Source organism: Pseudomonas sp. GM18 (genome assembly GCF_000282195.1).
GTDB lineage: Bacteria > Pseudomonadota > Gammaproteobacteria > Pseudomonadales > Pseudomonadaceae > Aquipseudomonas.
The window spans coordinates 25,311-45,962 of sequence record NZ_AKJT01000044.1 but is presented as its reverse complement, the minus strand read 5'-3'; the positions used below and the strand labels follow the sequence as shown (position 1 = coordinate 45,962).

Below are 20,652 nucleotides of genomic sequence, written 5' to 3'. Positions count from 1 at the left end.
ACCGGCTACATCCGTTGGCTGAATCACCTCGCCCTCTGTCAGCGAGCGATAATGTGACGATGGTGTTGGCTGCGCGCCTGACGACGGTCCGTGGGCGACATTCGAAGGTTGTTGCGTAGAGCGTTTCAAATCCATGCCGTTGAACTCCTGAGGGGGGTGACGTTCAAGCGCAAAGCAAAACGCACGCCAGAGCCTCCCAAAGCGCGGGAGTGTCAACACGTTCAGGCCTGTGTGTTGTCCAAAATGAACTCAATCAACGCTCGGGATGCCGCTGATAATTGTCGGTGAGGCGGGTAAATAATCGAGAAGGGGCGACTGCGGCCACTCAACTGCGGAAGTATTTCCACCAGTTGCCCCCGCTGCACTCTGTCCCGGACGATGAAGTCATAGGTCTGGCAGATGCCCAGGCCGCTTTCGGCCAGCGAAACGATGCCGAGGACATCATCCAGAACCTGCACATTGGCTTGCGGTAGCCATTCGATATTTTTCCCGTCAAGGCAGAACAACCACGGCCCGATCTTGCCGCTGCTGGGCATGATGAATGGCAAGCAAACGTGCTCGCCTAACCTCTCAAGCGTCGTAGGGATGCCGGCGCGAGCCAGGTATTGGGGAGACGCGACCAGGCATAGCCGCGCATCTTCCAGTTTGCGCCCCACCAGACCACTGTCCGGCAACTGCCCCAGGCGAATCGCCAGATCGTAACCTTCAGCGACCAGGTCGACATTGCGGTTGGTGATGCTCAACTCCACTCGCACAGCCGGGTATTGCCGGGCAAACGCACTGAGCAGCGGCGGCAAACGATGATGCCCGTAAGTCGTCGGCACGCTCATCCGAACGCGCCCGCTCAGCTCGCCTTCCTGACCGCGAATATTGCGCTCCACCTCTTCAATCTGGGCAAACGCCAAACGAGTCTGTTCCAGGTACAGCTTGCCGGCGTCGGTCAGGCTGAGCCTGCGGGTGGTGCGTCGCAACAATTGCACGCCGAGACGCGACTCAAGCCTGGTCAACGCACGGCTGAGCACCGAAGGCGTGGTCGCGAGGGCAACAGCAGCAGCACTGACAGTGCCCTGCTCAACCACACGAATAAAGGCTTCCACATCGCCGAGATGGTCGAATTTACGGGGCATTATTGCCTCTCAGGTCCAAATGAATTCCATTGACGGTAGTTTATCGCCATATAACACATCAATAGAGTAGCCAGGCAGGGGCGGCAAACGCTCGCCCGATTTTTTCTGGACGCGACATGAAAACACTGACCCGCATTGCATTGGCCACAGCCCTCGCCAGCACCAGCCTGGCGGCCAGCGCTGACAACGTACTGGTGGTGCTTTCCGATTCGGCGAAACTTGATTTGAAGGACGGCAAGGTCTTTGCGACCGGCTTCTACCTGAACGAGCTTTTGCAACCGGTGAAGATGCTGCTCGACGCTGGCCATCACGTCACCTTTGCGACCCCGAACGGCAATGCGCCAACGGTGGACAAGACGTCCATCGACAAAATGTACTTCAACAACGATGAGGCAGCGCTTCAGACCTACAAGGACTTGCTCGATCAACTGAAACTGACCCTGCCGGAACAATCACCGGTCATCAGCCTTTCCCGGGTAGAACAGATGGGTTATGCGCACTTCGATGCGGTCTACATTCCCGGTGGCCATGCACCGATGCAGGATCTGCTTCACAGCCGTCCGCTGGGTCGCTTGCTGGCGGATTTCCATGGACAAGGCAAGATCACCGCACTCGTCTGCCATGGCCCGATCGCCCTGCTGTCGACCTTGCCTGACGCCGAAAAATTCACCCGCCAACTCCAGACCGCGAAGTCGGTGAAGGGTCGCGCCGACTGGATCTATGCGGGCTACAAGATGACCGTTATCAGCAACAAGGAAGAGGAAGAAGCCAAAGGGCTGCTTAATGGTGGCGCCATGAAGTTCTACCCGCAAACCGCACTGGAAAAAGCCGGTGGGGTGTACCGCAGCAATGCTTTGAACTGGACGCCTAATGTGGTCATCGATCGCGAGTTGATCACGGGCCAGAACCCAGCCTCGGCCATCGAGGTCGGCAAGGCATTGCTCGCTCGACTGAAATAACACAAGCCCTGTGGGAGCTCGCTCCCACAGGGCTTGGATTAACCTGGCTGTCAGGTCAGCAGCACTTCGGCCCTGCCTTGCCGCCGTAACGAGCTTCCTGACGTTCGCGGAAGAACATCTCGTAGCTCATCACCGGCTTGTCCGGGTGTTCGGTTTGCATATGCTCGACGTAGTTGTCGTAGTCGGGCATGCCGACCATCAGGCGCGCGGCCTGACCGAGGTATTTACCGAGGCGACTCAGGTCATTGAACATGTGGCCCTCCTCGATCAAGCGTTCGGCAGAGCCTGGAATGGCGCTTCTTTATCCGTGCGTTCTTTGGTGCCCCAGGCGGCGATGCCGACCTTGAGCGCAAAGAACAGGATGCTGAACACCACGAGCAGGAACAACACCGTCAGCGTTGCGTTGGTGTAGGCGTTGTAGATCACGTGCTGCATCTGCTCGATGCTCTTGGCCGGAGCCAGCACCTGACCGTTGGCCAAGGCATCGCTGTATTTCTTCGCCAGCGCGAGGAAACCGATCGCCGGGTTGGCATCGAACAGCTTGATGAAGCCGGCGGTGGTGGTGCAGATCAGCAGCCAAACGGCTGGCAGCATGGTCACCCACACATAGCGTTGGCGTTTCATTTTGATCAGCACAACGGTTGCCAACATCAACGCGATACCGGCCAGCATCTGGTTGGAGATACCGAACAGCGGCCACAAGGTGTTGATGCCGCCCAATGGGTCGATCACGCCTTGGTACAACAGGTAACCCCACATCGCCACGCAACCGGCCGTGGCGATCAGGTTGGCGGTCCAGGATTCGGTGCGTTTCAGTGCCGGCACGAAGGAGCCGAGCAAGTCCTGCAGCATGAAACGTCCGGCACGGGTACCGGCGTCGACGGCGGTGAGGATGAACAGCGCTTCGAACAAGATCGCGAAGTGGTACCAGAACGCCATGGTGTTTTCACCCGGCAGAACGTGGTGCAGGATCTGCGCGATACCCACCGCCAGGGTCGGCGCACCGCCGGCACGGGCCAGGACGGTGGTTTCACCGATGTCCTTGGCCACCGCTTGCAAGGCTTCCGGGGTAATGGCAAAGCCCCAGCTGCTGACTGTCTGCGCAACCGAAACAGCATCGGCGCCGACCAGAGCTGCCGGGCTGTTCATGGCGAAGTAAACGCCTGGCTCGATCACCGAAGCGGCAACCATGGCCATGATCGCCACGAAGGACTCCATCAGCATGCCGCCGTAACCGATGTAACGGGCATGGCCTTCACTGGCGAGCAGCTTCGGCGTGGTGCCGGAAGCAATCAGTGCGTGGAAACCGGACACCGCACCACAGGCGATGGTGATGAACAGGAACGGGAACAACCCACCCTTCCACACCGGCCCGGTGCCGTCGATGAACTGGGTCAATGCCGGCATTTTCAGCTCGGGCATGGTGACCAGAATGCCGATCGCCAGCGCAACGATGGTGCCGATCTTCAGGAACGTGGACAGGTAATCACGCGGCGCGAGAATCAGCCATACCGGCAACACGGCGGCCACGAAGCCGTAGCCGATCAGCATCCAGGTAATCTGCAGTCCGGTGAAGGTAAAGGCTTTGGCCCAGACCGGATCAGCGGCAATCTGCCCGCCCAGCCAGATCGAACCCAGCAGCAACGCCACGCCGATCACCGAGATTTCACCAATGCGGCCCGGGCGGATGTAGCGCATGTAGACGCCCATGAACATCGCGATCGGGATGGTAGCCATCACCGTGAAAATACCCCAAGGGCTTTCGGCCAGGGCCTTGACCACAATCAGCGCCAGCACCGCGAGGATGATGATCATGATCAGGAAGCAGCCAAACAGCGCGATGGTCCCGGGGATGCGGCCCATTTCTTCACGGACCATGTCGCCCAGGGAACGGCCGTTGCGGCGGGTGGACATGAACAGGACCATGAAGTCCTGAACCGCACCGGCCAGCACCACCCCGGCAATCAGCCACAGCGTACCGGGCAAATAGCCCATCTGCGCCGCTAACACCGGACCGACCAGTGGCCCTGCGCCGGCGATGGCCGCGAAGTGGTGACCGAAGAGCACGTGTTTATTGGTCGGCACATAGTCCAGACCATCGTTGTTGAGAACGGCGGGAGTGGCTCGATTGGGGTCGAGTTGCATCACCTTGGTGGCGATGAACAGGCTGTAATAGCGGTATGCGACGAGATAAATAGCGACGGCTGCGACTACGATCCAGAGGGCGTTGATCGCTTCGCCGCGGCGCAGGGCCACGACACTTAGCGCAAACGCTCCCAAGACAGCCACGGCAAACCAGGCGAGGTGTTTAGCCAGACGGGGCATAGCGTGTCTCCTGCCGACAGTCAGTGACTGCGGCGGTAATTATTATAATTGTGTCCGCTTTGCGGAGCGGGCCCAATATCCACCCATGCTGTCGACAAATAAATCCGCGTTACTACGTACGTGGCGTCTACGTAGTTCTACGTAGACGGTTTGTCGTTCTGTCCTGCACCGCTACTGGAGGCGCGTATCTTTGGCATATGATGCCGGGCCTTCGCCCTCCCTCGGTCTGGCCAGGAGTAGAGATGCAGCTCAAACACAAAATCGTCGCGCTCGGGATTCTGCCGCTGGTGTTGGCGATCGCGGTCATCTGCGCGCTGGTGATTTCCCTGAACCGCCAACTGGGTGATCAACAGGCGCAACTGATTGAAGACAGTATTTTGGCCAGCAAGCGCGCAGAGCTGAAAAACTACGTCGAAATGGCGCAAAGCCTGATCGCGCCGCTGTACGACGACGGACGGGGTGACGAGCGCGCCCAGCAACAAGTGCTGGAGGAACTGCGCAAGCTCAGCTTTGGCATCAACGGCTACTTCTTCGTCTACGACCGCGAGGGCCGCAGCCTGATGCACGCACGCCAGTCGGAGCTGGTGGGCCAATACCTGTGGGACATGAAAGACCCTCACGGTCTGCCGGTAATCCAGGCGTTGCTCAAAAGCGCAGCATCCGGCGAAGGCTTTCAACGTTACGCCTGGAACAAACCCTCTTCCGGCCAAGTGACCGACAAGCTCGCCTACGTAGTGATGCTCGATCGTTGGGGCTGGATGCTCGGCACCGGTATCTATCTTGAAGACGTTGAACGCGCCACCCAGCAAGCGCGTGCCGAAGTGGCTCAGGGTATCCGCACAACCATGCTGGCGATTGCCGCGGTGGCGCTTGTGGCGGTGCTGTTTGTGTTCGCCAGCGGCATGACGCTGAATGTCAGCGAGCATCGCCTGGCCGACAAAAAACTGCAGCGCCTGACCCAACGCATCGTCAGCTTGCAAGAGGAAGAGCGTTCACGGGTTTCCCGAGAGCTGCACGACGGCATCAGCCAACTACTGGTCTCTATCAAGTTTCAGTTCGAACTGGCCAGCCATGTGCTGGAGAACGGCCAAGACAAGGGCTTGAGCATTTTAAGAGACGCCACCGAGCGCCTGGGGGAAGCGATCGGCGAGGTTCGCAGCCTCTCCCACGACCTGCGCTCATCGTTGCTCGACACCCTCGGCCTGCCGGCGGCAATCGGTCAACTCGCCGCCGAGTTCGAGCAACGCAGCGGTCTTGTTGTAACCTTCAACGATAACGAATTCGACTGTCACCTGGCAGATGGCGCCGCCGCCTCGCTGTTTCGCATTGTGCAGGAAGGCCTGACCAACATCGAACGCCACGCCCAGGCAAAACACGTCATCATTACCCTGCACGGCTGCGAAAAGTCCGTACGGTTGACGGTGATCGACGACGGCATAGGTTTCAACGTCGCCCAGGTCGAGCGTCGCCAGGCCGGCATTGGCCTGCGCAATATCCGTGAGCGAGTCGAGCATTTCGGCGGTCGATTCGAACTGACCTCGATGCCGGGAAAAAGTGAGCTGGACGTGCTGCTGCCGATGAAGCCACCCGGTATAGAACGCTGACTCCACCCATAACAATTAGAGTGAATGCCTGCAATGAACCTGCCCTACCCGATCCGCGTCGCCCTGGTCGACGATCACTCCCTGGTCCGCGATGGAATCAAATCGCTGCTGGCGGTCATGGCGCCGCTGGAAGTGGTGGGCGAAGCCGAGAATGGCGCCGATGCCATTGAGATGGTCGGGCGCTGCCAGCCGGATCTGCTGCTGGTCGACATCAGCCTGAAGGACATCAACGGGCTCGAGCTGACCCGGCTGTTACGCAGCCAGTACCCGTCGCTCAAGGTGCTGGTGCTGAGCATGTACGACAACTACGAATACGTCAGTGAATCGGTTCGCTCGGGGGCCAGCGGCTATGTGCTGAAGAACGCCCCTTCACGGGAAATCATTGCGGCGATCGAAGCCATTGTCAGTGGCGGGACGTTCTACAGTGCCGAAATCGCCCAGCGGCTCATCACCGATAAAAATACCGACAATGAACTGACACCCCGCGAGAGCCAGGTGCTGTACAAGATGGCTCAGGGGCTGAACAACAAGGAAATGGCTCGCGAGCTGGACATCAGCGTCCGCACGGTGGAGACCCATCGCCTGAGTATTCGCCGCAAGCTCAACATCGACAAACCCGCTGCCCTCGTAAAATACGCGATCGATCACGGAATCATTTCTGGTTAATCCGCTGTCAGCTTTTCAAATAACTCCGAATGCTCGGGAAACATCTCGCCGAGCTTGCGCCGGGCCCCCAGTTCCATGTCCGCGTAATCAAACCCCGGCGCAACGGCTTCACTGATCAGGCCGTAACCCGCCGCGCCATCCATAAGTTGCGAAGCCTTCCAGACGCCGCCCGGCACATGCAGCTGCAAGCACTGACCCGCAATTACGTCGCTGCCCATCACCACGGTTTTCAATGAACCGTCCGGGAAAATCAGGCTGTACTGAATCGGGTCGCCCAGATGGTAGTAATGCACGATATCGGACTGATTCAGATGGAAATGGCCAATCGGCGAATCCTCGGTCAACAGGTAATAGATGGAGGTCAGCAAATAACGCCGCCCCCCTTCGGTCTCAACCATGGCGCGGTGATCCGCCTGAAAGGTTCTGCGGTAGAAACCACCTTCCATGTGCGGTTCGAGATTGAGTGCGGCGACGATGGCTTGAGCATCAGGTTTGTTTGTATCGAGTCCCTCTTTCTTCATCCTGCAGACGCTCCTGGTCGCGTAAACGACGATTCACACTGTACTGGTATTCACGACACGCGCCGTGCGGATAAACAAGGCACGGACCTTGTCCCAAAAATTCCCGCCCAATACGAAAAAGCTGCCAACCAACAGCGCATCGCCCAACACCTGGACCTGCCAGAGGTTCGGTCTCAGCCCCGGCCAAAGCGTATCCACGTAAGGTTCGAGAAACGATGAAATCAGTGGCAGGCAAAACATCACCATGCCAATTCTATGACGAGCCGGGCCTACTTCCAGGTCGGCGGCCGGTGCAAGCGTGGAGACATAACCAAACACGTTACTCTTGAGTTGCTGAAAACCGGACTTGCCCATGACCGCAATGGCGAGGATCAACAGAATCTTGTTGCTGATAAACAGGATGCCTGTCAGTGCCGCGATCTTTGGGCCGGGCACATCCGCGGCGGCGGCGAGTGGCACCGCCAGCCAGGAGATCACCGTCAAACTGAGTATCGCAATGCCTGCTTTGAAGCGCCAACCGGTGGAACTGGGGGCAATCTCGTCCTGGGGGCTGCTCATGGTCTTCGTACCCTTCGTTTTGGCCCGAATGAATAACTTTCAGAAGCGTAGCAGTTGCCCGGCCCCATGATCGTCCAACATGACCTTGTGTTTGCCCGGGCTGTACTAACCTAAGCAAACCGGCCCAAGCCCAATAGCCAGGGCATTCAATACTTGGGGACTCCAGGATGAGGTTTTCCCGTGACCTGCTTGTAGTGCAGCGATGCTGACGCGTTCGGGTCGGCTACTTCTGCTGGGCGCCCTCGGCCTTGGCGGTTGCGTGCGTCTGGGACCGGATTTTCAGGCCCCGGGCGAGGCCTGGACAAATCTCTGGAGCAGCCCTGCGCTTGAACAGGCCAGCCAAAGACGCCTCAATCCCGATGTGCGCCAGTGGTGGCAAGTGTTCGCCGACCCAGTCCTCGACGGATTGATTGCCGAAGCGGATGCGCATAATTCCAACCTGAAGATTGCCGGCCTTCGCGTCATGGAAGCCCGTGCCCGGCTGGGCATGGCGCAAAGCGGACGCTATCCGCAACTGCAACAGGCCAGTGCCGAGAGTCTGTACTTCAACCGCCGGCAATCCGGCGGCAGCAACCCGCAAGACAGCCATTTCTGGCAACACAGCGTGGGCTTTGATGTCGGTTGGGAGCTGGACTTCTGGGGGCGCTTCAGTCGAGCCATCGAGTCGTCCGACGCCAGTTACTTTGCGGCTCAAGCCAACTATGAAGACGTACTGGTACTGCTGCGCGCCCAGGTGGCCGACACTTACTTCTCGTTGCGTACCACCGAAGCGCGTTTACGCGTCGCCCGAGAAAACGCCGAACAGCAAAAACGCAATTTCGAGATCACCGAGAAACTGTTCAACAGCGGCCAAACCGCCGAGCTCGATTTGCAACAAGCCAAGACCCAGTACCTCGGCACCTTGAGCAGCATTCCGGAGCTTGAAGGGCAAGTGCTGCGCACCCGCAACGCGTTGGCCGTACTGATCGGACAACCGCCCAATACCCTGCCCCAATTGCTGGAAAACCAGGGGCTGATTCCGCTGGTCGACCGGGCCGTGCTGCAAAACGTGCCCGCCAGCCTGCTATTGCGTCGACCGGACGTACGCGCCGCCGAACTCAACGTCGCCGCCCAATCGGCACTGATCGGCGTGGCAGAAACCGATTTCTATCCGTCGCTGACCTTGCTCGGCAGCATCGTCTGGTCGACCGACACGCTGAAGGGCACCTCCAACAGCCTGGACCTGATCGGCGGCCCCAGTTTGCGCTGGAACCTGTTTGACCACGGCCAGATCAGCAACAACGTGCGAGTACAGGATGCGCGCTTGCAGCAATTGATCGAGGTTTATCGCGACAAAGTCCGCCAGGCCGCGCGCGAGGCCGATGATGCCGCCAGCGGCCTGAGCAAATCACTGGAACGCGAGCGCATCCTGCGTGAAGCGCAAGTCGCCGCCAAGCGCTCGCTGAGCCTGGCCAACAGCCAATACCGCGAAGGTTATTCGGACTTCCAGCGCGTGTTGGATGCCCAGCGCGCCTTGCTCGAACAACAGGACAACTACCTGATCAGCCGCAGCAATGCCGTGAGCAACCTGATCGCCCTGTACAAAGCCCTTGGCGGTGGCTGGTACAGCGCCCAGCCGACCGTCGACCCAGGCACTCGCCAGCAAATGGAACACCGCACCGACTGGGGCAACCTGCTGAATGAACCGGCCCCTTCGCGAGCCCCCTCTTCCACGTCAGACAAGGTCAAAGCCGATGAGTGAACCCTCACCGCCCGCCACTCAAGCGCCCTCTTCCAAGGCGCCCGAACCGGCTGCCGATCCGGCGAAAAAAGGCATCAAATGGGTGATGCTGCTGATCGTCCTGAGCCTGGCCTGGTACTTGTTGGCTGACCGTTTCACGCCGTATACGCAACAGGCTCGGGTCGGTGCCTTCGTGATTCCGGTGGCGGCTGAAGTGGCCGGCCGCGTGATCCGCGTGAATGTGCGCAACAACCAGGACGTCAAGGCCGGTGATGTGCTGTTCGAGGTCGATCAGCAGCCCTATCAAATAGCCGCCGACCGCGCACGCGCTGATCTTGAGTCTACCCGCCGGCAGATCGGCGCCAGCACCGCCGGCATTGCCTCCGCACAAGCCTCGTTGCGGGCGGCCCAGGCCAATGAACTCAAGGCCCGGCAAGATAACGAACGCCTTGAAAGCTTGTACCGCCAAGACCGCGGAACCATTTCCGTGCGCCTGCTGGAAGCTTCTCGGGCCAGCCGTGAACAGGCCGTCAGCCAAGTCGCCGCGGCCCGTGCCGAAGTCCAGCGCGCCCGCGAACAGGAAGGCGGCAGCGAGGAAGACAACGCACTGTTACGCAGTGCTGCCACGGCGTTGTCAAAAGCTGAACTCGACATGGCCAACACTCAAGTCCGCGCGCGCTCGGCGGGTTTGATTACTGACCTGCGCACCGACGTCGGGCAATTCGCCGCGGTCGGCACGCCGGTCATGACCTTGATTGCCATCCACGATGTGTGGATCAGTGCAGACATGACCGAGAACAACCTGGGGCGGGTCAAACCCGGAACTCCGGTGGCGATCGTGCTGGACGCGCTGCCGGGCGAGGTCTTCGAGGGACGGGTGCGCAGCGTCGGCTACGGTGTCAGCGTGGGGCAGACGCCGGCGCCGGGCACCTTGCCCAGCGTGCAAAACAGTCGCGACTGGTTGCGTCCGGCCCAACGCTTCCCGGTGATCATCGAATTTTCTGACGAGGCGATGCAGGTGCTGCGTGACAGTCGCGCCATTCGCGCCGGCGGCCAGGCCGAAGTCATGGCCTTTCCTGGGCAGAACAATCCGCTGAATCCCCTGGGACGCCTGTTTTTCTGGCTGATGAGCTGGCTGTCTTATGCCTACTGATCGCCCGCCCGGATTCCAACGGGCGCCGCGTCTCGCCGTCGGCACGGCGCTGTGCCTGGCCATCAGCTTCGGCCTGGCGCTGCCGATTCCGTTTATTGCGCCGGTGCTTTCCGTGTTGCTGTTGGCCACGCTTAACAAGCCTCTGCCATTCAAGGCCGGAGTGATGCTGGCAGTGGTTGCCATGCTGACCACCGGCATCGGGCTGTTACTGATCCCGGTCCTGCGTTATTACCCCCTCAGCGGTGTGCTGCTGATCGGTGTCAGTCTGTTCCTGGCCTTTGGTTTCGGGCTGCGCGGCGGCAACGCCTTGGTCGTGACCTTTCTGATCATTGGCCTGACGATGATTTCCTCGGCCGGCGTTGCCGAGTTCGATCTGGCGATGATGGTCATCGGTGCCCTGGTCAAGGGCTTGCTCCTCGCCGTCATCGTCGTGGCAATCAGTCACTGGCTGTTTCCCGACCCGGCCAATGCGCCCTCGCCACCTGCCGCCAGCGCTATGCCGGCGAAGGAAGTGCCCAGGATTGCGCTACGTGCCACCCTGATCGTGATGCCGGCGTTCCTGTTGGCGCTGATCGACCCGGCCAGTTATCTGCCGATCATTTTGAAAGCGGTCAGTCTTGGCCAGCAGAGTTCGACAGTAACGACGCGCAACGCCAGTCGTGAACTGCTCGGCTCGACCTTGATGGGCGGGATGTTGGCCATAGTGTTTTGGTGCGCGCTCAGCCTGTTCGTGCACTTGTGGATGTTCTTTCTGTGGATGCTGCTGTTCGGCTTGCTGTTGGCGCGCAAGCTCTATGCCCTGAGTCCGACTCGACAAACCCCGGGGTTCTGGCTCAACAGCCTGGTCACGCTGATCATCCTGCTGGGCCAGTCAGTGCAGGACAGTATTGCCGGCAAGGACGTCTATACCGCTTTCGCCGTGCGCATGGCGCTGTTTATCGCCCTCACGCTCTATGCCGACCTGATGGTTCACCTGATCGAACAGCGGCAGCGAACACCGGGGGCTCAGGGCGTTACCTGATAACCGCGCCCTTGCAGGCAACTGGTATAGGCGGTTGAACTGCTCGCCGCGGTGGTTTTTTGCTGCGCCCGGCGTTCCTGACGCTGGCGCGCGCCACCGACCACCGCGCCCGCCGCGGCGGTTTGCCCGGCACGGTTCTGGCGATATTCCTGTTTCACATCGTCGTCGACCCGATCGTAAAACTCGTCATGCTGACGCCCTCGCACCTCAGCGCCCACCGCGCCGGCAGTGGCCCCCACCGCAGCACCGCGCAGTCGCCCGCCCGAGGGTGGCGGCGTTGAGGCGCTCTGACTCGCTGCGACGTTGCGGCAATCGTTGATGTCCAGCTGGATTTGTTGCGAACTCTGCCCTTTCAACGGCACGACCGTTTCGGCCTGAACCTGCGTACAGGCCATCGACACTACGACACACAGACTCAAAGACGATAACCGACTCATGATGACCTCCGACAAGGTCCACTGTGTTGGCGGGCGAGCGTCTGGCTGGGAAGTTCCTGGAACAACGCTCGATAACTGCTGGAAAACCGCCCCAAATGCCAGAACGACCAGTGCATCGCCACTTGCGCGACTGTCGTGTCGCTGGCCGTTCGGCTGAGCAACTCACGACGCGCACTGTTGAGCCGGCGCAAACGCAACCAATGCGAGGGCGTCATCCCGGTGTACGCCTTGAACGCGTGCTGCAACTGACGCAACGAAACCCCGGCCACCTGGGACAGTTCCAGCAAATTGAGGGTTTCTTCCGGGGTATCGGCGGCCCATTCGGCGACGCGCTTCATGATCGTTCGCTCCTCGGCGCGGCGCTGCAAGCCTGCTCGATCCAGGCACACACAGGCGTTATCGAGGATGAACAAACAGTCCTCCAGCAACTGCTGGGTCAATGCCTCTTTGCTCGGCGGATCCAGCGTCTGCGCCAGTCGCGTCAAGGTGCTGCTCAACCAGCGGCTGAACAGCGCGTTCTGCCCGGAATTGAGCGGTGACATGAACAAACCTTCGAGTCGCGCCACGTCCAGGCCATGCCGTTGAACGAATTGCGGCCCGAACACCACGGCGATTTCCTGATAGTTCTCGGGGGTGATCCAGATGTTGCGGCTCTCGCCGTTCAACACGTACAGCGAGTTGTCGTTGCGATCGAAACAGAAAGCCAGTGAACCTTCGGGAGCGCTGAAATTCTGCTCGACCCGGGTGTTCATCTGTTCTTCGTAAATCTCCACGCCTTGCAAGTCCAGATAGCGCACCCGTCCGGCGAAATGCCCCGGCGACATCTGCTGATAGTGCTGCACCCAACCCGGTGTGGCGCGGATTTGCTCGGCCACGTCGGCGGTGTTGAAGGCTTGAACCTGTAACGGATTGCACGCTGTCATGGGGTGACCTTACGCACTCGTTTGGTGCGTTTTGGTGCTGCTTAAAGTGGATAGATGGAACGCCACGGCTCACCCAAGATAGTCGTCAACGCGCTACAGGGGAAGTGTCCGGTGGATGAAGCCGCCTTCCCCGGCGTCATTCAAACCAACAATGAGGTCTTTATGAATGTCCCTTTCGATCAGCTGTTCACGTGGCTGAAAGATCACAAGATTACCGAGGTCGAGTGTGTGGTCAGCGACTTGACCGGCATTGCTCGCGGCAAGATTGCACCCACCAACAAGTTCCTGCATGAGCGAGGCATGCGCCTGCCGGAAAGTGTGCTGTTGCAAACGGTAACCGGGGACTTTGTCGACGACGACATCTACTACGACCTGCTCGACCCGGCCGACATCGACATGGTCTGCAAACCTGTCGCCGATGCGGTTTACGTGGTGCCGTGGGCCATCGAGCCTACCGCCATCGTGATCCACGACACGTTCGACAAGTTCGGCAATCCCATCGAGCTGTCGCCGCGCAACGTGCTGAAGAAAGTGCTGCAGCTTTACACCGACAAAGGCTGGCAGCCGATTGTCGCACCGGAAATGGAGTTCTACCTGACCCAACGCTGCGAAGACCCGGACTTGCCGCTCAAGGCACCGCTGGGCCGTTCGGGTCGGGCGGAAAGCGGTCGTCAGTCGTTTTCCATCGACGCCGCCAACGAGTTCGATCCGCTGTTTGAAGACGTCTACGACTGGTGCGAACTCCAGGGCCTGGACCTCGACACGCTGATCCACGAAGACGGCCCGGCGCAGATGGAAATCAACTTCCGTCATGGCGATGCGCTGGACCTGGCAGACCAGATCACCGTGTTCAAACGCACCCTGCGCGAAGCGGCACTCAAGCACAACGTGACTGCGACCTTCATGGCCAAACCCATCGGTGACGAGCCCGGCAGTGCCATGCACATCCATCAAAGCGTGGTCGACATCGCCACGGGCCAGCCGATCTTCGCCGATGCCGACGGGCAGATGAGCGAGTTGTTCCGGCACCACATCGGCGGCCTGCAAAAGTACATTCCCAAAGTGCTGCCGATGTTCGCGCCCAACGTCAATTCGTTCCGCCGCTTCCTGCCCGACACCTCGGCGCCGGTCAACGTCGAGTGGGGCGAAGAAAACCGCACCGTCGGCCTGCGCGTGCCGACCTCAAGCCCCGACGCCATGCGCGTGGAAAACCGCTTGCCGGGCGCCGACGCCAACCCTTACCTGGCGATCGCCGCGAGCCTGTTGTGCGGCTACCTGGGCATGGTCGAAAAGGTCGAGCCGAGCGCCGCGGTGCAGGGTCGTGCGTATGAACGACGCAACCTGCGCCTGCCGATCACCATCGAGGACGCACTCACGCGCATGGAAGAGTGCGAAACCATCGAGCGTTATCTGGGCAGCAAATTCGTCCGGGGGTATGTCGCGGTCAAACGCGCCGAACATGAAAACTTCAAGCGCGTGATCAGCTCCTGGGAGCGCGAGTTCCTGCTGCTCAGCGTCTAACCCCCACTAATGATCGTTCCCACGCTCTGCGTGGGAATGCCTCAAGGGACGCTCCGCGTTCCAATGGGACGCAGAGCGTCCCGGGCTGCATTCCCACGCAGAGCGTGGGAACGATCAACAACCCGAAGAGGTGTCGATATGCGTCTATTGAAATCCGTGGTTCCGGTCGCGCTGGCAGTGTTGTTCAGCGCCGGGGCGCAGGCTCAGCCGAGCGTCAGCGTACGTGGACCGATTACATCGGCGAAACCACCCTCGCCGACTTCCAGGCGAAAACCGGGATCAAGGTGATCTACGACGTATTCGATTCCAACGAAACCCTGGAAGGCAAACTGCTCGCCGGCCGCACCGGGTATGACGTGGTGGTGCCGTCCAACCACTTTCTCGCGCGCCAGGTGAAGGCCGGCGCGTTCCTCAAACTGGATCGCTCGCAGCTGCCCAACTTCAAAAACCTCGACCCGAAACTGCTGACGCTGCTGGAGAAAAACGATCCGCAGAACGCGCATTCCGTGCCGTATCTGTGGGGTACCAATGGCATCGGCTACAACGTCGACAAGGTAAACAGGTGCTGGGCATTGATCACATCGATTCCTGGGCCGTGTTTTTCGAACCCGAGAACCTGAAGAAACTCAGCCAGTGTGGCGTGTCGATGATGGACTCGGCCGATGAAGTATTCCCGGCAGTCCTCAACTACATGGGCATGGACCCACGCAGCGAAAACCCTGAGGACTTTAAAAAAGCCGAGGCCAAACTGCTCGCCATCCGGCCTTACATCACCTACTTCCACTCCTCCAAGTACGTCTCGGACCTGGCCAACGGCAACATCTGCGTGGCCTTCGGTTACTCCGGCGATGTGTTCCAGGCGGCCAATCGCGCCAAGGATGCAAAGAACGGCGTGAATATCGCCTACTCGATCCCCAAGGAAGGCAGCAACCTGTGGTTCGACCTGCTGGCAATTCCCGCCGACGCCAGTAACCCGAAAGAAGCCCACGCCTTCATCAATAACCTGCTGGACCCACAAGTGATCGCCAAGGTCAGTGCCTCGGTGGGTTACGCCAATCCGAACCCTTCGGCCAAGCAATACATGGACCCTGAGTTGATCAATAATCCAGAGGTTTACCCACCCCAGGATGTCCTCGACAAACTCTACATCTCCACCACCCCGCCCCAGGCGATCATGCGTCTGATGACCCGCTCCTGGAGCAAAGTGAAGTCCAACCAATGAATCAGCACGATAACCAACATGCCCGCTCCTATTACGCGGCGTCAGCCAATGGCATGGCGCCCTACCCCACGCTGGACTCGGACCTTGAAGCCGATGTCTGCGTGATCGGTGGCGGGTTCACCGGGGTCAACACCGCGATCGAACTGGCACAGCGCGGGCTCTCGGTGATTCTGCTGGAAGGCCGGCGGATCGGCTGGGGTGCCAGCGGCCGTAATGGTGGGCAGTTGATCCGTGGCATTGGCCATGACGTCAGCGGTTTTGCCCGATATGTCGGCGAGGAAGGCGTGCGTTATCTGGAGCGTGCGGGCATCGAGTCCGTGGAGCTGGTGGGCAATCGCATCCGTGAACATGGCATCGATTGCGACCTGCGCTGGGGTTTCTGCGAACTGGCCAATACCCCGGCGCAGTTCGCCGCGTTCAAGGCTGAGCTGCAAAGCCTTGCCGAATCGGGTTATGCCCATGAAACCCGACTCGTTAGCCCCGAGCAGATCCGCCGGGATGTAGTGGGCTCGGACCTTTATGCCGGCGGCCTGATCGACATGGGTTCGGGGCACTTGCATCCGCTGAATCTGGTGCTCGGCGAAGCGCGGCTGGCGCAATCCCTCGGGGTGCGGATTTTCGAGCAGAGCCCAGTGCTGGAGTTGGTCCACGGCAGCACCGTGCAGGTTCGCTGCGCGGGCGGTACGGTGCGCGCCGGCAGCCTGGTGCTGGCGTGCAACGCGCATCTGGAAGAACTCGAACCGCGCCTGAGCGGCAAGGTGCTGCCGGCGGGCAGTTACATCATCGCCACCGAACCGTTGGCGCCTGCGGTGGCCGCGCAATTGATCCCGCAGAATCTGGCGCTGTGCGACCAGAAAGTCGGCCTCGACTATTACCGGCTCTCGGCGGATCGACGTTTGTTGTTCGGCGGTGCCTGCCATTATTCCGGGCGTGACCCCGTGGACATCGGCGCCTATATGCGGCCGAAAATGCTCAAGGTCTTCCCGCAATTGGCGGATGTGCGCATCGACTATCAATGGGGCGGCAGGATCGGCATCACCGCCAACCGTTTCCCCCAGGCCGGCCGCCTGAGCCAGTACCCGAACGTATTCTACGCCCAGGGGTATTCCGGCCATGGCCTGAACGTGACCCACTGGTGCGCCCGGCTGCTGGCCGAAGCAATTCAGGCCGGGCACAGCCAAGGGCTGGACGTGTTCAGCGCCGTGCCGCACATGACCTTTCCCGGCGGACGAGCCCTGCGCTCACCGCTGCTGGCCCTCGGCATGCTCTGGTATCGCTTGCGCGAGTTGCTCGGCTGACCACCAGTGCGATCGTTATCCCTGGAATAGCCTTTAGATTTGCTCAATCGCAAGTCACTTCTATATTGAAGGAGTGCTCTGACTTTTCTGCCTTCCGGCGAGTGCGGCCCATGGCGACGACTGCCCCATTGATCATCTGCGAGCACTGCGACTGCGTGTATGAAAAAGTCACGCTCGCCAAACATCAAAAGGCCCTGTGCACCCGTTGCGGCGGCGTGCTTGCGCGTTACAACGGCTTGTCGGTGCAGCAGCGCCTGGCGCTGAGCTTCACGGCGGCAGTGCTGTGGACTTTCGCCAATTTCTATCCGGTCATGAGCATCAGCCTGAAGGGCTTGAAGAACAGTGCAACGCTGTGGGATTCGGTGTTGGCACTGAGTCAGGGGCCGATCACTTTTATTGCACTGGTGGCGGCGATTTCCATCATCATCGCGCCGATGTTCCAGTTGCTCCTGCTGATCTGGGTATTGAGCTTCGCCCTCACCTCCCGCCGTTCGCCAGGCTTCAAACTGTGCATGCGCTGGCTGGAAACCCTCAGGCCCTGGAGCATGCTGGAAGTGTGCTTGCTGGGGGCGATGGTCGCGGTGTTCAAACTCGCCGGGCTGCTGGATGTGCTACCCGGCATCGGCCTGTTTGCCCTGGCCGTTCTCAGCCTGTTGCTGATCCGTATCGCCGGGCGCGATGTGCGCGAATTGTGGGACACCTTATGAACAGGCCCCCGCTCGCCAGCGAACTCAATCTGTGCCTGTGCCACAGCTGCGGCATGGCCTGCGACATGACCGATGAGCCTCACGAATGCGAACGCTGCGGCGCGCCGTTGCACCGACGCAAAACCAACTCCCTGGCCCGCACCTGGGCCTACATGCTCGCCGCGCTGGCGTTTTACGTGCCGGCCAATCTGTTGCCGGTGATGAACACCAAAATGCTCGGCAGCGGCGACGACAGCACCATCATGAGCGGTGTACTGGAGTTCTGGGCACACGGTGCGTGGGACATTGCCCTGATCATTTTCATCGCCAGCATCGCGGTACCCGGCATCAAGTTCGTCGCCTTGACGCTGCTGCTGGTCACCGTGCAGCGCGACAGCCTTTGGGCGCGCAAGGAACGTTCGAAGCTTTACCGTTTCGTCGAACTCATCGGCTACTGGTCGATGCTCGATGTACTGGTGGTGGCGCTGGTCGCCGCGCTAGTGAAGTTTCAGGCCCTGGGCGATATCGAACCGCGCCCGGGCATTCTGTTCTTTGGTCTGGTGGTGGTGTTCACCATGCTGTCGGCGATGAGTTTCGACCCGAGGCTGATCTGGGATAGAGAACGGGATAAAGAGCGGGATACAGAGCCGCAAAACCCACAAGATGAGGAGCCCATGGATGAAGTCCCAAGCCACTGACGGGCCACAGGCCCCTGGCCAGGCCGCGATCAAGACCCGCCGTTTCAGCGTTTCGCTGGTGTGGATCGTGCCGATCGTCGCGGTGCTGGTGGGGATTTCCCTGGTGGTGCACAGCTGGCTGCAGGAAGGCCCGACCATCACCGTCACGTTCAAGACCGGTAGCGGTCTCACAGCCAACAAGACCGAGGTCAAGTATCGCAATGTGGTGATCGGCCATGTCTCGGAGGTGAAACTGAGCGACGACCAGAAAAGCGTCAACGCCACGATCCAGCTCGACAAACAGGCTGAAAGCTTTACCCGCGAAGGCTCGCAATTCTGGGTCGTGCGGCCGCGCATCGGTGCCGGCGGCGTTTCGGGCATCGATACCCTGCTGTCGGGTGACTACATTGGCGCCGATATCGGCCAGGCCGATGCCCGTGCCAAACACTTCACCGGGCTGGAAAACCCGCCGCCTATTACCTATGGCGAGCCGGGTAAACGCTTCATGCTGCACACCCAGGATCTCGGCTCGCTGGACATCGGCTCCCCCGTCTACTATCGCAAGATCCCGGTCGGGCAAGTGGTGGCGTATGCGCTGGATGCTGACGGCAAAGGGGTGAACATCGAAATCTTCGTGCACGCGCCCAACGATGCCTATGTCACCGAAAATACGCGGTTCTGGAACGCCAGCGGTATTGATGTGAATGTCGGCGCAAACGGTTTTGCGGTGAAGACCGAGTCCCTGTCGGCCCTGTTGGTCGGCGGCATCGCGTTTCGCGCGCCGGAATACAGCCCTAACGATCAAGTGGCGGCCGAGGATAATGCCTTTGACCTGTTCGAGGATGAGCAAACCGCCCTCGCCCCGCCCAACGGCAAGGCGCAGTACCTGAGCTTGCGTTTCGATCAGGCATTGCGCGGGCTCAAGGTCGATGCTCCGGTGGAGTTCCTCGGCATGGAGATCGGCCGGGTGGTCGCGGTCAATCTGGATTTCGACGTGAATAAACGCAGCTTTCCTGTGAATGTCGGCATCGTGATCTACCCGCAACGGCTCGGTAAGGCTCATTTAAAATTGCTCGAAGCCTTGAAGCATGACCCCAACGACGAAGCCGCCAGCGTTCGCCTGATCGGCTCCTTCATCGAAAACGGCCTGCGAGCCCAGGCCCGCAGCGGCAATCTGTTGACCGGCCAGCTTTACATCGCGCTCGACTTCTACCCCAAGGCAGAGAAAGTCGCGTTCGATCCGACCGCCCGTCCCGTCGTTATTCCCACGATTCCCGGCAGCCTCGAGCAGTTGCAGGAAAAACTCGAGAGCATGGTCAACAAGATCAACCAGCTGCCCATCGAACGCATTGCCGGCAACCTCGACAGCAACCTCGTCGAACTGCGCAAAGGCCTCGCACAGTTCAACGCCAAGACCCTGCCCGGCGTGCAAACCACCTTGTCGGACGTCAGCAAGACCTTGCAATCGGCCAGTTCGACCCTCGCCGAAGATTCGCCACAAAGGGAACAACTGAGCCAGACCCTGGACGAACTCGCACGCATGTCGCGCTCGTTGCGTGAACTCTCGGACTACATGGGTCGGCATCCGGAATCGCTGATTCGCGGCCGCCCCGACAATGCCGCGCCAATGGATCTGCAAGGGCCACCGCGCAACTGACCACAGGAGCTACCCCATGGCTTTTTCGCTGAAGATCACGCTGGTCACTGCGTTGTTATTGCTCACCGCTTGCCGCAGTGAGCCGATTCAATTCCACACCCTGACCCCGGCTCAACCGAGCGGTGCAAGCGGCGGCGCGGACATCCAGATCGAAAGCATCACCGTGCCGCCCCAGGTCGACCGTCCACAGATCGTCATTCGTCAAGGCAACGCCGGCCTGGCAATCCTCGAAACACAATGGTGGGGCGCAAGCCTGTCGGAAGAACTGCGCAGTGCCCTGGTTGATCAACTGGTCAACAGTAACCCGCAGCGCAAAGTGTCGTTGCGCCTGGAAGTTCAGCGTTTTGATTCGATACCCGGTCAGTACGCATTGATCGACGTCAAATGGCGCCTGCGCAAACTCGGCGAAGGCGATGCTGCATTGGTCACCTGCCGCAGCACCTTGCAGACGCCTTCCGGCACGAGTATCGATGAGTTGGTGGTGGCTCATCAGAACAATGTGAAGCGCTTGGCCGCCACCATCAGCCAGGCCACCGCCGGCACATCGAGAAGCTGCCCGGCCGCTAAATAACAGTCA

The 20,652-nt window shown here is 60.1% G+C and carries 19 protein-coding genes and 1 pseudogene; 13 read left to right on the top strand and 7 right to left on the bottom strand.

Annotated elements, in window-relative coordinates:
• Positions 1-221 precede the first annotated feature (221 nt).
• Positions 222-1,127 carry a LysR family transcriptional regulator gene (locus PMI21_RS14695; RefSeq protein WP_007938222.1) on the bottom strand — a complete coding sequence of 302 codons (906 nt, stop codon included), beginning with the start codon at positions 1,125-1,127 and terminating at the stop codon, positions 222-224.
• Positions 1,128-1,243: 116 nt separating this feature from the next.
• Here PMI21_RS14695 and PMI21_RS14700 point away from each other — a divergent pair, with 116 nt between their 5' ends.
• Positions 1,244-2,086: a type 1 glutamine amidotransferase domain-containing protein gene (locus PMI21_RS14700; RefSeq protein WP_007938221.1), complete on the top strand. Its 843-nt coding sequence runs from the start codon at positions 1,244-1,246 to the stop codon at positions 2,084-2,086.
• Between the two features lie 55 nt (positions 2,087-2,141).
• On the opposite strand, the gene PMI21_RS14705 is transcribed toward PMI21_RS14700, so the two are convergent.
• Positions 2,142-2,339: a YbdD/YjiX family protein gene (locus tag PMI21_RS14705; protein ID WP_007938220.1), complete on the bottom strand. Its 198-nt coding sequence runs from the start codon at positions 2,337-2,339 to the stop codon at positions 2,142-2,144.
• 14 nt (positions 2,340-2,353) lie between these two features.
• Positions 2,354-4,411 (bottom strand): carbon starvation CstA family protein, encoded by a 2,058-nt coding sequence (locus tag PMI21_RS14710; RefSeq protein WP_007938217.1) that lies wholly within the window; start codon positions 4,409-4,411, stop codon positions 2,354-2,356.
• A 242-nt stretch (positions 4,412-4,653) separates the two neighbouring features.
• Between PMI21_RS14710 and PMI21_RS14715 the strand changes: the two genes are divergently transcribed.
• Both PMI21_RS14715 and PMI21_RS14720 read left to right on the top strand, forming a co-directional pair.
• Positions 4,654-6,015 carry a cache domain-containing protein gene (locus PMI21_RS14715; RefSeq protein ID WP_007938215.1) on the top strand — a complete coding sequence of 454 codons (1,362 nt, stop codon included), beginning with the start codon at positions 4,654-4,656 and terminating at the stop codon, positions 6,013-6,015.
• Positions 6,016-6,048: 33 nt separating this feature from the next.
• On the top strand, positions 6,049-6,681 hold the full coding sequence (locus PMI21_RS14720) for a response regulator (RefSeq protein ID WP_007938213.1): 633 nt from the start codon (positions 6,049-6,051) through the stop codon (positions 6,679-6,681).
• Here PMI21_RS14720 and PMI21_RS14725 read toward each other — a convergent pair.
• Positions 6,678-7,202 carry a cupin domain-containing protein gene (locus tag PMI21_RS14725; protein WP_007938211.1) on the bottom strand — a complete coding sequence of 175 codons (525 nt, stop codon included), beginning with the start codon at positions 7,200-7,202 and terminating at the stop codon, positions 6,678-6,680. The genes PMI21_RS14720 and PMI21_RS14725 overlap by 4 nt on opposite strands.
• Positions 7,203-7,235: 33 nt before the next feature.
• On the bottom strand, positions 7,236-7,760 hold the full coding sequence (locus PMI21_RS14730; RefSeq protein ID WP_007938196.1) for a transporter suffix domain-containing protein: 525 nt from the start codon (positions 7,758-7,760) through the stop codon (positions 7,236-7,238).
• A gap of 202 nt (positions 7,761-7,962) precedes the next feature.
• Here PMI21_RS14730 and PMI21_RS14735 point away from each other — a divergent pair, with 202 nt between their 5' ends.
• From PMI21_RS14735 to PMI21_RS14745, 3 genes are read left to right on the top strand one after another with little or no spacing between them, the layout of a single operon-like run.
• Positions 7,963-9,501: an efflux transporter outer membrane subunit gene (locus tag PMI21_RS14735; RefSeq protein ID WP_007938194.1), complete on the top strand. Its 1,539-nt coding sequence runs from the start codon at positions 7,963-7,965 to the stop codon at positions 9,499-9,501.
• Complete coding sequence (locus PMI21_RS14740; protein ID WP_007938193.1) at positions 9,494-10,633, top strand: HlyD family secretion protein; 1,140 nt, start codon at positions 9,494-9,496, stop codon at positions 10,631-10,633. The genes PMI21_RS14735 and PMI21_RS14740 overlap by 8 nt, the downstream gene beginning before the upstream one ends.
• Positions 10,623-11,654: a DUF2955 domain-containing protein gene (locus tag PMI21_RS14745; protein ID WP_007938192.1), complete on the top strand. Its 1,032-nt coding sequence runs from the start codon at positions 10,623-10,625 to the stop codon at positions 11,652-11,654. The genes PMI21_RS14740 and PMI21_RS14745 overlap by 11 nt, the downstream gene beginning before the upstream one ends.
• Here the strand turns inward: PMI21_RS14745 and PMI21_RS14750 are convergent.
• On the bottom strand, positions 11,639-12,091 hold the full coding sequence (locus PMI21_RS14750; RefSeq protein WP_007938190.1) for a YMGG-like glycine zipper-containing protein: 453 nt from the start codon (positions 12,089-12,091) through the stop codon (positions 11,639-11,641). The two genes, PMI21_RS14745 and PMI21_RS14750, sit on opposite strands and share 16 nt — an antisense overlap.
• A complete protein-coding gene (locus tag PMI21_RS14755; RefSeq protein ID WP_007938188.1) occupies positions 12,088-13,014 on the bottom strand; it encodes a helix-turn-helix domain-containing protein in 927 nt (308 codons plus the stop codon). Before PMI21_RS14755 ends, PMI21_RS14750 begins: the two co-directional genes overlap by 4 nt.
• 162 nt (positions 13,015-13,176) lie before the next feature.
• Between PMI21_RS14755 and PMI21_RS14760 the strand changes: the two genes are divergently transcribed.
• The 7 genes and pseudogenes from PMI21_RS14760 (at position 13,177) to PMI21_RS14785 (ending at position 20,646) form a co-directional block, all read left to right on the top strand.
• Positions 13,177-14,535, top strand: a complete 1,359-nt coding sequence (locus PMI21_RS14760; RefSeq protein WP_007938186.1) for a glutamine synthetase family protein — start codon at positions 13,177-13,179, stop codon at positions 14,533-14,535.
• A gap of 138 nt (positions 14,536-14,673) precedes the next feature.
• Positions 14,674-15,757 (top strand): annotated as a pseudogene (locus tag PMI21_RS0128105) (polyamine ABC transporter substrate-binding protein).
• Complete coding sequence (locus PMI21_RS14765; RefSeq protein ID WP_007938180.1) at positions 15,754-17,055, top strand: NAD(P)/FAD-dependent oxidoreductase; 1,302 nt, start codon at positions 15,754-15,756, stop codon at positions 17,053-17,055. The pseudogene PMI21_RS0128105 and the gene PMI21_RS14765 overlap by 4 nt, the downstream one beginning before the upstream one ends.
• Positions 17,056-17,165: 110 nt before the next feature.
• On the top strand, positions 17,166-17,762 hold the full coding sequence (locus PMI21_RS14770) for a paraquat-inducible protein A (RefSeq protein ID WP_007938179.1): 597 nt from the start codon (positions 17,166-17,168) through the stop codon (positions 17,760-17,762).
• Positions 17,759-18,439 carry a paraquat-inducible protein A gene (locus PMI21_RS14775; protein ID WP_007938176.1) on the top strand — a complete coding sequence of 227 codons (681 nt, stop codon included), beginning with the start codon at positions 17,759-17,761 and terminating at the stop codon, positions 18,437-18,439. The genes PMI21_RS14770 and PMI21_RS14775 overlap by 4 nt, the downstream gene beginning before the upstream one ends.
• Positions 18,420-20,075, top strand: coding sequence for a PqiB family protein (locus tag PMI21_RS14780; RefSeq protein ID WP_007938174.1), 1,656 nt, complete (start codon positions 18,420-18,422; stop codon positions 20,073-20,075). The genes PMI21_RS14775 and PMI21_RS14780 overlap by 20 nt, the downstream gene beginning before the upstream one ends.
• Before the next feature lie 16 nt (positions 20,076-20,091).
• Complete coding sequence (locus PMI21_RS14785) at positions 20,092-20,646, top strand: PqiC family protein (RefSeq protein ID WP_007938168.1); 555 nt, start codon at positions 20,092-20,094, stop codon at positions 20,644-20,646.
• Positions 20,647-20,652 lie beyond the last annotated feature (6 nt).

Bases quoted from the DNA above. Each gene is read 5' to 3' on its own strand.
- PMI21_RS14695 (WP_007938222.1), bottom strand. From the start codon at position 1,127: ATGCCCCGTAAATTCGACCATCTCGGCGATGTGGAAGCCTTTATTCGT.
- PMI21_RS14700 (WP_007938221.1), top strand. From the start codon at position 1,244: ATGAAAACACTGACCCGCATTGCATTGGCCACAGCCCTCGCCAGCACC.
- PMI21_RS14705 (WP_007938220.1), bottom strand. From the start codon at position 2,339: ATGTTCAATGACCTGAGTCGCCTCGGTAAATACCTCGGTCAGGCCGCG.
- PMI21_RS14710 (WP_007938217.1), bottom strand. From the start codon at position 4,411: ATGCCCCGTCTGGCTAAACACCTCGCCTGGTTTGCCGTGGCTGTCTTG.
- PMI21_RS14715 (WP_007938215.1), top strand. From the start codon at position 4,654: ATGCAGCTCAAACACAAAATCGTCGCGCTCGGGATTCTGCCGCTGGTG.
- PMI21_RS14720 (WP_007938213.1), top strand. From the start codon at position 6,049: ATGAACCTGCCCTACCCGATCCGCGTCGCCCTGGTCGACGATCACTCC.
- PMI21_RS14725 (WP_007938211.1), bottom strand. From the start codon at position 7,202: ATGAAGAAAGAGGGACTCGATACAAACAAACCTGATGCTCAAGCCATC.
- PMI21_RS14730 (WP_007938196.1), bottom strand. From the start codon at position 7,760: ATGAGCAGCCCCCAGGACGAGATTGCCCCCAGTTCCACCGGTTGGCGC.
- PMI21_RS14735 (WP_007938194.1), top strand. From the start codon at position 7,963: ATGCTGACGCGTTCGGGTCGGCTACTTCTGCTGGGCGCCCTCGGCCTT.
- PMI21_RS14740 (WP_007938193.1), top strand. From the start codon at position 9,494: ATGAGTGAACCCTCACCGCCCGCCACTCAAGCGCCCTCTTCCAAGGCG.
- PMI21_RS14745 (WP_007938192.1), top strand. From the start codon at position 10,623: ATGCCTACTGATCGCCCGCCCGGATTCCAACGGGCGCCGCGTCTCGCC.
- PMI21_RS14750 (WP_007938190.1), bottom strand. From the start codon at position 12,091: ATGAGTCGGTTATCGTCTTTGAGTCTGTGTGTCGTAGTGTCGATGGCC.
- PMI21_RS14755 (WP_007938188.1), bottom strand. From the start codon at position 13,014: ATGACAGCGTGCAATCCGTTACAGGTTCAAGCCTTCAACACCGCCGAC.
- PMI21_RS14760 (WP_007938186.1), top strand. From the start codon at position 13,177: ATGAATGTCCCTTTCGATCAGCTGTTCACGTGGCTGAAAGATCACAAG.
- PMI21_RS14765 (WP_007938180.1), top strand. From the start codon at position 15,754: ATGAATCAGCACGATAACCAACATGCCCGCTCCTATTACGCGGCGTCA.
- PMI21_RS14770 (WP_007938179.1), top strand. From the start codon at position 17,166: ATGGCGACGACTGCCCCATTGATCATCTGCGAGCACTGCGACTGCGTG.
- PMI21_RS14775 (WP_007938176.1), top strand. From the start codon at position 17,759: ATGAACAGGCCCCCGCTCGCCAGCGAACTCAATCTGTGCCTGTGCCAC.
- PMI21_RS14780 (WP_007938174.1), top strand. From the start codon at position 18,420: ATGAAGTCCCAAGCCACTGACGGGCCACAGGCCCCTGGCCAGGCCGCG.
- PMI21_RS14785 (WP_007938168.1), top strand. From the start codon at position 20,092: ATGGCTTTTTCGCTGAAGATCACGCTGGTCACTGCGTTGTTATTGCTC.